Source organism: bacterium (assembly GCA_024228115.1).
Classification (GTDB): Bacteria; Myxococcota_A; UBA9160; order UBA9160; family UBA6930.
This window is the reverse complement of record JAAETT010000641.1, coordinates 1-9421: the sequence shown is the minus strand read 5'-3', so window position 1 is coordinate 9421 and position 9421 is coordinate 1. Positions and strand designations below refer to the sequence as shown.

The 9421-nt window shown below is 63.7% G+C and carries 10 protein-coding genes; 2 read left to right on the top strand and 8 right to left on the bottom strand.

Going from position 1 to position 9421, the window contains the following annotated elements; genetic code table 11:
- Positions 1–113 precede the first annotated feature (113 nt).
- Positions 114–1598, top strand: a complete 1485-nt coding sequence (locus tag GY937_26580; GenBank protein MCP5060282.1) for an AAA family ATPase — start codon at positions 114–116, stop codon at positions 1596–1598.
- Positions 1599–1622: 24 nt separating this feature from the next.
- Here the strand turns inward: GY937_26580 and GY937_26575 are convergent, their stop codons facing one another.
- Genes GY937_26575 through GY937_26550 form a run of 6 tightly spaced genes read right to left on the bottom strand, consistent with a single transcriptional unit; the run spans position 1623 to position 6634 of the window.
- Positions 1623–2693, bottom strand: a complete 1071-nt coding sequence (locus GY937_26575; GenBank protein MCP5060281.1) for a class I SAM-dependent methyltransferase — start codon at positions 2691–2693, stop codon at positions 1623–1625.
- Positions 2690–3190, bottom strand: a complete 501-nt coding sequence (locus GY937_26570; GenBank protein MCP5060280.1) for an NUDIX hydrolase — start codon at positions 3188–3190, stop codon at positions 2690–2692. The genes GY937_26575 and GY937_26570 overlap by 4 nt, the downstream gene beginning before the upstream one ends.
- A complete protein-coding gene (locus GY937_26565) occupies positions 3187–4209 on the bottom strand; it encodes an FAD:protein FMN transferase (GenBank protein ID MCP5060279.1) in 1023 nt (340 codons plus the stop codon). The genes GY937_26570 and GY937_26565 overlap by 4 nt, the downstream gene beginning before the upstream one ends.
- 10 nt (positions 4210–4219) lie before the next feature.
- Positions 4220–4726 carry a hypothetical protein gene (locus GY937_26560; GenBank protein ID MCP5060278.1) on the bottom strand — a complete coding sequence of 169 codons (507 nt, stop codon included), beginning with the start codon at positions 4724–4726 and terminating at the stop codon, positions 4220–4222.
- A gap of 5 nt (positions 4727–4731) precedes the next feature.
- Positions 4732–5343 carry an FMN-binding protein gene (locus GY937_26555; GenBank protein MCP5060277.1) on the bottom strand — a complete coding sequence of 204 codons (612 nt, stop codon included), beginning with the start codon at positions 5341–5343 and terminating at the stop codon, positions 4732–4734.
- Positions 5333–6634: a hypothetical protein gene (locus GY937_26550; GenBank protein MCP5060276.1), complete on the bottom strand. Its 1302-nt coding sequence runs from the start codon at positions 6632–6634 to the stop codon at positions 5333–5335. The genes GY937_26555 and GY937_26550 overlap by 11 nt, the downstream gene beginning before the upstream one ends.
- Positions 6635–7159: 525 nt before the next feature.
- Here GY937_26550 and GY937_26545 point away from each other — a divergent pair.
- Positions 7160–8257: an NAD-dependent epimerase/dehydratase family protein gene (locus GY937_26545; protein MCP5060275.1), complete on the top strand. Its 1098-nt coding sequence runs from the start codon at positions 7160–7162 to the stop codon at positions 8255–8257.
- A 10-nt stretch (positions 8258–8267) separates the two neighbouring features.
- On the opposite strand, the gene GY937_26540 is transcribed toward GY937_26545, so the two are convergent.
- Positions 8268–8756 (bottom strand): YbjQ family protein, encoded by a 489-nt coding sequence (locus tag GY937_26540; GenBank protein MCP5060274.1) that lies wholly within the window; start codon positions 8754–8756, stop codon positions 8268–8270.
- Positions 8756–9070, bottom strand: a complete 315-nt coding sequence (locus tag GY937_26535; protein ID MCP5060273.1) for a YbjQ family protein — start codon at positions 9068–9070, stop codon at positions 8756–8758. The genes GY937_26540 and GY937_26535 overlap by 1 nt, the downstream gene beginning before the upstream one ends.
- Positions 9071–9421: the final 351 nt, after the last annotated feature.

The following is a 9421-nucleotide window of genomic DNA, read 5'->3' as shown; positions in this document are numbered from 1 at the left end:
TACAATTGACTTTCTGATGGGGGATTAATCCCCCATCAGAAAGTCAATTGTAAACCCCGTCCCCGCTGTTGACTTGTTCAAGCTGGCCCAGGAACTGATCGATGAGCCAGGGCGTGGCACTCCAGACTTCGATTCATGACATCAAGACGCTGATCCTCTCCTTCCATCCCGCGATTGCGATCGACTCGGTGGAGGAGGAGCGCGTCGTGGGCCTGGTCGATGCGGCGGCTGGGGAGGTCGGCCTGCCGATCTTCGAGTGGTCGTTGACGCGCGGGCTCGTGCGAAAACCCGATGGCCAGCCGAACCGTTCGACCTGCGGTGCAGTCGAGGTGCTGGCTCATATCCGCACGCTCCGGCTCGAAGCGATCTTCCTGCTGAAGGATTTTGCGCGTCACCTCGAAGAGCCAGCGGTGTGTCGAGCGTTCCGCGATCTCGCACAAACGTTTTCGAATACCCACTCGACTCTCGTCATCACGGGAGCCGGTCACGAGTTTCCGAAGGACGCGGATCATCATGTCGTTCACTACGAGATCGCTCTGCCCAACAAGGACGAGTTGCGTGGCGTCGTCTCTTCGGTTCTTTCCTCGTTGCGCTCGCGAACCCGACCCCAGGTAGACCTTTCTCCGGCAGATTTCGAGCGTCTTCTCGATGCATTGAGCGGCATGACCGCCAATCAGGCGCGACAGGCCGTCGCCGGCGCCGTTCTTCAGGATAGTCGTCTCAGCGCCGACGATGTCGCCGAGCTTCAGGATCGCAAGGCAGCGGAGATCAGCAGGGACGGCTTGCTCGAATATTTCCCTTCCGAAGACAACCCCTATGAGCTCGGTGGTTTCGAAAAACTCCGCGAATGGCTGGCCCGGGCTCGGCTCGGCTTCAGCGAGCAGGCGAAGGCGCTGAACCTCGATCCTCCGAGCGGGATCCTGTTGGTGGGAGTTCAGGGTTGTGGGAAATCCCTCGCTGCGAAGAGCATCGCCCGCGAGTGGAGAATGCCGCTTCTCAAGCTCGATGCCGGACGGCTCTACGACAAGTACATGGGCGAGAGCGAGAAGAACATGCGGCGCGCGATCGACATGGCGGAATCGATGGCACCATGCGTCTTGTGGATCGACGAGATCGAAAAGGGCTTCGCCCAGGGCGGGGACCAGGATGGAGGCGCGAGCCAGCGCATCTTTGCGAGCCTGCTGACATGGCTTCAAGAGAAGACCAAGCCCGTCTTCTTGATCGCTACGGCAAACGATATCTTCCGGCTTCCGCCGGAGCTGCTTCGCAAGGGCCGCTTCGACGAGATCTTCTTCGTCGATCTTCCCCAACCGGACGAACGCCAGACGATCTTTGGCATCCACCTCCGTCACCGTAAACAGGAGCCGGCCTGCTTCGACCTGCCGAGCCTCGTCGCAGCGAGCGAAGGATTTTCAGGCGCCGAGATCGAGCAGGCGGTGATCGCTTCTCTCTACCGTTCCCTCCATGAACAGAAGCCGCTCGAAGACGCGATGATCCTGCTGGAGCTGAACGAAACCGTGCCCCTCTCCCACTCCCGCCGGGAAGATGTGGAACGTCTGCGGCAGATGGCTAGCGAACGGTTCGTTCCGGTTCGGTAGCCGCCACGGGTGAGTGGCGATCCGTCATTCCGCTCTTCGTTGTTGCCCCGAGGCGACCCAGACACGGAAGCTCCGAGATTCCCGCGCGACGTTCACGTGGGCGAATCGTTCGCCCAGCAAGGAGCCGACCGGGAGCGGGCGCTGGGTCACGAGGGCGAGCCGTCCTCGCTTGGTGAGCCGACGCCGAGAGCCCTCGATCAGGTTGACGAGCCCCCGCAGGTCCTGATCCTTTCCGCTATGCAGCGGAGGGTTGCTCGCGATCAGATCGAAGCGAAGCGCCTCTGGCACAGCGGACCATCCATCGCCCAGGTGGAGGCTTGCGTTCGGCAGGTTGAGCTGACTCGCGTGGATCGCGAGCGCATCCCGGTCGACGCCATGGATCTCTGCGTTCTCGCAACGACGCGCGAAGGCCAGAGAGATGGTGCCCGCACCGCAGCCGAAATCCAGCAAGCGCGCACCGGGCTTCGGGCGGGGAAGCTCCTCCAACCATTCGAGGAGCAGGCGGGTGCCCGGATCCAGCCGGCCATGGGCGAAGAGGCCGGGCAGGGAGATGAGCCGCAAGGGGCCGCCGGGTGCATCGAGTTCGAAGGCTTCCTCCCAGTCGGATAACTCGGCGCGGAACGGCCCCGCATCCTTTGCGAGTGTGCCGCTCCAGACGCGACTATGTCGCTTGGTTTCCAGAGCATGGAGATCTTCGAGGCAACCGTTCAGTGGTTTGTCTGCGGAGCGGATGCCCTCATCGTTGGCACCGAAGACAAAGACCCGGGCTCCTGACTTGGCGCGCGAGAGCACCGCGTGAAGGCTCATCAGCAGGGCTTCCCGTCCCTTGGGAAGACGCAGGGCCACGTATTCGACCGACACCTCCGGTGGCCAGGGCAAGTCGCTTCGATTCCAGGTCTGACAAACGAGCCCGGCCTGGATGGCGGCTTCCTCGACCTTCCCGGTTTCATCGAGGGCAGACAACAAGGTTCCCGAAAGCCGCTCCTGGGCCAGGCAACCGGCCATGACCGAGGCGACGATCTCATCTCGATTTCCGCGCATGCTGGCTGGTGGCTCTGCGCCGGACGCGATCGACGGGGAATGGGTCGGCATCATGTGTCCTCGGCTCGGGACCTTACCAACATGCTCGTCTCTTCCGCGAAGTGCCTGATCATCTCGTGGGATTCCGGAAGCCTCTCGGCGGCGTCATCGATCGAATGGAATTCCGCCGCAACCACTTCCCGGTGATCGATCTCGAAGCTGGGTTCCTCGTCGACGTCCAGGCTGAAAGCGTGCATCTGGATCTCGGCACCCCATTCCTTTCGCAAGAAGAGTCCAAGGGGATGCAGTTGATCCCGGGAGGCTGTGATCCCGACCTCTTCCTCCAACTCACGGCATGCACCGTCGCGAGGATCTTCGCGCCATCTGAGCATGCCACCCGGAAACCCGTGGCCCTTCCGGTAGGAGTTCGTCACGAGCAGCAATTTCCCATCCCAATGAACCAGCACCACACTGGCTCTCACCGTGGGGTGGAAGACAGCGAAGTACACTCGGAGCCCCAGCCACGCGAGACGCAGCCCGGCACGAAAACATGTGTCGAGGGCAGCCCTCATGGCCTGTCGCTTCCGTGGTGGCCTGCCGCCCATTCCAAGCCAAAGCCTTCGGTGCCGTGGACGCGTCCGTCGGCCTCGATCCACAGGGCCTCGAGATCTTCTCTTGCTTCGATTCGCCGTCGGCCTTCTTCTTCGGAGAAGATCAGGAGAGCAGTGCTCCAGATTTCCGCTTCGGCGCCGAGCTTCGCGCGCACGGCCGCCAGACGTCGCGTTTCCACGGGCCAACCGCTGCGTGGATCGATTGCATGGCTGAAGAAGCGCCCGTCGATTTCGATGCCCTGGCCGAGGCTCTCCGAGACCGACAGACTCTCGTCCTTCAACACGGCGAGATGCCGGCGGCCGGCCAGGTCAGCAATCAGGACCCACCAACCGGCTGCATTCGGCGGGGCACCTCGCGCCAGCCAACTGCTGCCTCCGAAATCGAGCAGCGCCCGTTCGATCCCCGCATCTGCGAGCATCTCCCCGAGCCGGTCGAGGGCCCAGCCCTTGGCGACACCGTCGAAGGAGACGGCCATCTCCGGCTCGAGGGCGGCCGTGTCCCGATCGATCTCGATCCGCTCTGAGCCGATGCGACCTCGTGCCGCATCGATCTCGCCGATCACCGGAATGCGCCCGCGCTCCCCCGCCTGACGCCAAAGGGTCATCAGCGGGGCGACGCTCACATCGAATACACCGTCGGTCTCCCGAGCGGCCCGCACGCCCAACGAGAGAAGTGCTCGGAGTGCGGGAGGCACGGGTAGGTGTTCGGTTCCGGCCGCGGCATTCAGGCGGCTCGTCGCGCTCGTCGGATCCCAGGTGGTCAGCTCCGCTTCCAGCTCGGCAACCCGCCGGTAGAGACGGTCGACCAGCAAGCGTCCCGCTTCGGCGTCGGTGGTGTAGAGAGTGATCTCGAGGATCGTCCCCATGGCCGGTCGTCCATCGGAAACACGAACGGAGGTGGCCGGGTGTGCGCAGCCGAGCACGCTGGCCGCCAGGGCTGCGAGCCCGAAGGCTGCAAACCCGAAGGGGACGTGCGGCATGGGCCGAACCTCAGGGGTTCTCGCCGCTCTTGTAGTTCCCGGATTTCGCGGCGAAGACCGACCAGAGGGAGATCGTCATCAACGCGAGCATGCTTGCCTGCAGGAGCAGGAAACTCGCGATCTTCAGATAGGCGAAGCCCGGGTGAGCGAAGCGGATCAGCCAGCTCGCGCCTTCCTCCGCGAACGCCGAGACGAAGGGAAGGACGATCAACCAGGCCTTGGTCGAGTTCTTCAAGGGCACGAAGAGCATGAGATGGGTGAGCACGAGCAGCAGCATGCCCATCGCGAAGAAGTGAAAGTGGGAAACTTCGAGCAGCCCCTGGTAGCTGCGCGGTTGGAGGAAGCGCTCTTCGGCTCCCAGGTAGTATTCCACGACGGAGACGTAGCTGAGGTCCATCTTGCTGAAGTAGAGCCCGAAGTTGGTCAGCCACAGGCCGAACACGTACACCACGTAGAGCACGACGATCGTCTGGAGCAGCCGGTTTCGGCTCCACTCGCCGGTGACGACGAAGCGCAACGGGCCTAACGTCCCCCACCGCCGGCGGCACTCTGTGAGGCCGTTTCGCGGGTGGCTACCTCGGCACTGCTGGGGCTGACAAGGAGCTGGTAGAAGGCGAGCGAACGCCGGACACCGCCGGTGACGGCGCGGGAGGAGAGCGTCGAGCCGGCGATGCCGTGGATCTCCCCACCGGCCGCCCGGTCGGCCCGCAGCCATGCGACACGGCGCGCCTTGAACTGCTCGAGCCAGCGATTCGGGGGGCGGTATTCCGGGGGCTCATAGAAGGCGAGCATGCGGACGGAGCGTACCTGGCCTTCCGGGCTGAGCACCACGAGAAAAGCCTCGGGCTGGGTGCGGACCGTGTGGACATCAATGAAGGCGTAGCCCTCCACCCGGTCGTCCTTCCAGGCCGTGTAGAGGGTCACGAGCCGGCTCTCGAGAGCCGAGCGCGCCAGTTGCTCGATCTGCTCGGCCTGGGCGTCGTCGAGGACCTCGGAGCGGTGCTCGACACGGTCGGCCTGGGGGAACGCGGTGGCGAGCGCCTCCTGCTTGGAGGCAAACACCTCGGCCGCCGCCGGCAGGCTGCCGACAGCGACGAAGAAAAGCAAGCCGAGTGCGACCCGTCTAGAACGCAAATCCCATCCCGAGGGAGAGCTCGTCTGGCAACGTGCCGCCCTGTGCATTGAGGTTTCGATACTCGAGTTTCAGCACCACGTTCGGGTGCAAGTAGAGATTGATTCCCGGGGTATAGACCCAGTACGCACGCTGGCGGTTGGCCGAATAACCGCTCGGTACCTCGTATTGGGTGTCGACGTATTCCACCCGCAGGAAGGGCTCGAGGGCCTTCTGTTCGTTTCCGAACAACAGGGGCCAGATGTCGTAGGCGACCTCCGCGTAGGCGCCGAGCATCTTGTCGGCGATCGGCTTGTTCTTCGGTCGCCCGAGGGCCCGGTTGAGATCCCCGGCATCCGAGAGCTGGGAGTAGGCCAGGAGAGCCCGGCTGTGGAAGCCCCCCTTGCGATACTGCACATGGGCCTCGCCAAGCCACAGCCGCGCGTCAGGGACGTCGCCGAACCCGGTTTCTTGATCCTGGCCGGAATCGCCGAAGTAGATGGAGCCGCCGACCTGGAGGCCGGGCAGGATCTCCGGCGAGTAGTCGAAGCGCGTGACCCAGGCGAAATCCTCGGCCAGGGCCTTGCTGCCCTTCTGCCGGCCGCCGCGGATGCCCGAATCCGAGAACCCCGTGGCATCGAAGCCGGTGACCAGGTAGCTGCGGTATTCGAAGCTCTCACCGAATTGCCCGAAGATGCCGACGCCGTTTTCCCGCCACGTGCTCGGCAGGATGCGCCGTTCGACCTCGGGGCGCTGCACACCGTAGAAGAAGGGCGGCTCGTGGATCTCGTTGATGAAACCCATCGGCAGGAGCATCAGGCCGGCCCGGAAGTTCATCTCGGGCTTCCAGAAGAAATCGAGCGTGGCCAGCTCGACGGAGGCGCTGCCTTCCTCTCCGGTCGAAGCGTGTTCGAACTCGATTTCCGAGTTGAACACGATCTTGTCCGTGAACTTGTAACCGAGGTACATGACGAAGCGCAGGAAGTCCGCCCGATCCCGATCGGTATCCGCCTCGTCGCCAATGAAGTTCGTGTAGAAGCCTTCGCCGTAGCCTCCGATCGAGAGGCCGCGCTCCAGGCCATACACCTTGGAGGCCGCCGGTCCGAGACCGTAGAAGCTCACGAGTTCCGGCTCCTCCGGTACGGCCACCTGGGTGCGCAGGCGGGAGAGCTCATCGACCATGAGCCCCATCTTCCGCTCGAGGTCTTCGATTCGGTCGTCCCGAGCGCGGATGGCATCGGCCTCCGCATCGGCCCAGCCAGAACCGGGCAGGACGAAGAGGATGAGAAGTGCAATCGCGAACAGGCGGGCCATGTCAGGCGCCTCCAGGCAAACCGGAGGTCCCGTGGGGGGCTCCGGCCGGCTGGGCTCGGGACGCGGGGTCTCTGGCCTCGGGGTGGGTGGGATCGAGCGGAAGCCAGGTGGTCCGCTTGCATCCACGGCACTTCAACTCCACACCCTGGTCGACGAGGCGCGCCAGCAGGCTGCCGCAGGCACAGCGGCAATCGTCGGAGTGGGACGAAGAGGAGGAGGGCATCGATCTCATCAGGCATCGTCGGACATGCATGAAATTGAAAATGAAATTGGCTTTCAATTTCGAAATGAGGACTTTAGGGGCTGCTGAACCGTATTTCAAGTGGCCCCAAAGCCCAAGATCCCCCACGGGGGCAGATGAATCGGAATTGCCCGGTTCTTCACCGACTGCTAATCACAGGGCCCCGCTGGAGGCGCCTCGGACGGCCAACGGGCGCGGGGCGAAGCGTTCCACCAGTCCGTGCCATCGCTGTTCGCCGGCTTCAGCCCGCGCAGCGCAGAGCACAGCACAGGAAGGGAAGACTCATGAAGAAGGTGATCATTCTCGGCTGTGGCGGCTTCGTTGGAAGCCACCTCACCGATCGGCTGCTGGCCTCGGGCGAATATCACATCGAGGGCTGGGACACTTCGCTCGACAAGATCTCCCAGCACCTGGACAACCCGAACCTCTCGTTTCACCAGCGCTATATCGACGCGGACACGACCTTCGAGGAGATCGAGCCCTACGTCGCCGACGCCGATGCCGTCATTTCGCTGGCCGCCGTCTGCACGCCGGCTCAGTACGTCTCGAGCCCGGTGAAGACCATCCAATCGAACTTCATCGATGCCTACGCATTGATCGACCTGTGCTCGAAGCATCGGAGCTGGCTCGTGCATACCTCGACCTGCGAGGTCTATGGCCGCACGCTCTCCAGTTACGTGCCGAGCGACGACTACGATGATCCGGATCTGTATGAGCAGCGCGAAGACGAGACGCCGCTCGTGGTCGGCCCGACGAAGAACCACCGCTGGAGCTATTCCACCGCCAAGCAGCTCTTCGAGCGGTACATCTTCGCGCATAACGTCGAGAACGGAATGCCGTTCACGATCATCCGACCCTACAACTGGTTCGGCGCGCGCATGGATTTCATTCCCGGTCGCGATGGCGAAGGCGTACCCCGGGTGCTGGCCTGCTTCATGACGGCGCTGCTGGACGATCAGCCGATCCAGCTCGTGGACGGTGGCGGTGCCTACCGCACCATCACGTACATCGACGACGCGGTCGATGCGCTGATGCTCATGCTGGAGAACCCGAAGGGTTCCCAGAACCAGGTCTTCAACGTCGGCAATCGAAGCGGCGAGGTGACGATGAGGGAGCTGGCGCTGCTGATGCGGGAACTCGCTGCCGAGATCACCGGCAACGAGAAGTTCCGCGATCATCCCATCGAAGAGGTCACGGGCGAGAAATTCTACGGCGAAGGCTACGAAGATTGCGACCGGCGCGTGCCGGACATCTCGAAGGCAGAATCCCGTCTCGGCTGGAAGGCCAAGACCGATCTACGCGAGACCCTGCGCATTACGATGACCCACTACTTCGAGCAGTACGGCCGCGAGAAGGGCCTGCATCCCGCGCAAGCGAAGTAGGGTCGGCGCTCTAGCGCGCCTTTTCGACTCCGGTTCCGAACGCCAGGATTTCGACGCCCGCCGTGCCTTTGCCGTCGCGGCTGGCGCTGGCCAGCCGGGCTGTTTCCAGGCGCGTGCCCACGATGCCGTGGAAGCCGCGCTCGTGGGCCTGCTCCTGCATGCGGAGCAGCGCTTCGCGGCGGGCACGTTCGAGAAGTGATTCGTAGGATCGGATCCGGCCGCCGAAGAAGGCGCGCAGGCCAGCCAGCAAGCGTTTCCAGTGGTCGATGGACACCACGACTGAGCCATCGACGAGGCCGGTGCGTGCAATGCGCCATCCGTCCGGCGGCGTCTCGAGTGTCGAGATCGAGATTCTCCGCCAGTGGATCTCGCGCCGTCGAAGTGCGCGGAGATGGGCGCTTTCGATGGCCTTTCCGATGAAGAAGCCCATCGCCAGCAGCCCGAAGGGGAGCAGCAGGCGCAGCCACTCGAGCGAGCCGAAGGCTTCCGGCCCGTCCACTACTCCACCGTGACGGCGGTGCCGTAGGCGAACAGCTCCGCCGCCCCCTGGGCTACCGAACTCGTCTGGAAGCGCACGTTCACGACGGCATTCGCGCCGGCGCTCCGAGCCTGTTCGAGCATTCGATCGAGGGCTTCCTGACGGGCTTCTTGGAGAAGCTCCGTGTACCCCTTCAACTCGCCGCCGACCAGGTTCTTGAGCCCGGCCATGATGTCGCGGCCGATGTGCTTGGCTCGGACCGTGCTGCCGGAGACCAAGCCGTGGTGCTCCCGGATCTGTCGGCCCGGAATTTCCTCGGTGTTGCTGATCGCCATCGCGTCGCCCCGCATGGGGGTGGGATCGACCGGGCGGCGCGGGACCTTGAGCTAGCAGCCCGTCGAAGAACCCACGCCGTCGGCAGGCACGCGCCTTTCGCCCGATGCCTGCGTTGCGAAACCTGGCCGTAGGCCCGCTACGCCTGCGGTTTCGCGCCTTGGCCTCAGTCGAAATTCGCGCACCTGGCTCGACCTGGGTTCTTCGACGGGCTGCTAGTCCCTTGTATCGACCAAAGGCGGAAGTGTTGTCATGCTAAGCACTGCGTCCCCCGCAGCCAATCGGTTCTCGCCGTGTCGCGGGCCGATTCATGGGGCCCGTATGTCGAAGAAGCGGTATCGGATTGACTTGAC

Excerpts from the sequence above, each read along its gene's own strand:
- GY937_26545 (MCP5060275.1), top strand. The coding sequence starts at position 7,160 with ATGAAGAAGGTGATCATTCTCGGCTGTGGCGGCTTCGTTGGAAGCCAC.
- GY937_26565 (MCP5060279.1), bottom strand. The coding sequence starts at position 4,209 with ATGCCGCACGTCCCCTTCGGGTTTGCAGCCTTCGGGCTCGCAGCCCTG.
- GY937_26575 (MCP5060281.1), bottom strand. The coding sequence starts at position 2,693 with ATGATGCCGACCCATTCCCCGTCGATCGCGTCCGGCGCAGAGCCACCA.
- GY937_26570 (MCP5060280.1), bottom strand. The coding sequence starts at position 3,190 with ATGAGGGCTGCCCTCGACACATGTTTTCGTGCCGGGCTGCGTCTCGCG.
- GY937_26550 (MCP5060276.1), bottom strand. The coding sequence starts at position 6,634 with ATGGCCCGCCTGTTCGCGATTGCACTTCTCATCCTCTTCGTCCTGCCC.
- GY937_26535 (MCP5060273.1), bottom strand. The coding sequence starts at position 9,070 with ATGGCGATCAGCAACACCGAGGAAATTCCGGGCCGACAGATCCGGGAG.